At 27.4% G+C, this 237-nt stretch carries 1 protein-coding gene; it reads left to right on the top strand.

Translation table 11 applies throughout. The features are described 5' to 3' along the window. Positions 1-237: hypothetical protein (locus tag H6A07_RS10050; RefSeq protein ID WP_204814768.1), on the top strand; the 237-nt coding region annotated here is incomplete at both ends.

The following is a 237-nucleotide window of genomic DNA, read 5'->3' as shown; positions in this document are numbered from 1 at the left end:
GCTCAAACGTAACTCCTGGGACGATTTCTCATTAGAAGATGATTGCATTCTGCTTCTCTCTTCTTGTTTTTTTTGTATTTTTTTGACTTATAGATGTCAATTAATAAAAGAATTATCAACAAAACAAAATGATGGAAATATAGATTTAATTTATCATATTTTTAGCTTAAAGGGAGATATTTTTGATAAAACTAATCATTCAAAAAATAAAAAGCCGTTTGTTAGGAGTATGAGAGG

It is taken from the genome of Olsenella uli (assembly GCF_016899935.1).
Taxonomy (GTDB): domain Bacteria; phylum Actinomycetota; class Coriobacteriia; order Coriobacteriales; family Atopobiaceae; genus Thermophilibacter; species Thermophilibacter uli_B.
This window is presented reverse-complemented; position numbering and strand designations above follow the sequence as displayed.